General features: G+C 41.4%; 1 protein-coding gene. It reads right to left on the minus strand.

Annotated features, from left to right (window positions below):
* A partial coding sequence (locus HMPREF2979_RS10350) for an MSCRAMM family adhesin SdrC (protein ID WP_222609761.1) occupies positions 1-256 on the minus strand: 256 nt, incomplete at both ends.

The raw sequence follows: 256 nt of genomic DNA on the forward strand, positions 1-256 counted from the left end.
CAAACTCAGAGTCAGCGTCAGTAAGTGAATCAATTTCTGAATCACAGTCAGTCTCAAACTCCGAATCAGCGTCAGAAAGTGCATCAGTATCTGAATCACAATCAGTATCTAATTCCGAGTCAGCATCAACAAGTGCTTCAATCTCAGAATCACAGTCTGTATCAAATTCAGAATCAGTGTCAGAAAGTGCGTCAGTGTCTGAGTCACAGTCAGTTTCAAACTCCGAATCAGCATCAGAAAGTGCTTCTGTATCAGA

The sequence above is a fragment of the Streptococcus sp. HMSC078H12 genome (assembly GCF_001814615.1).
GTDB classification, from domain to species: Bacteria; Bacillota; Bacilli; order Lactobacillales; family Streptococcaceae; genus Streptococcus; species Streptococcus salivarius_F.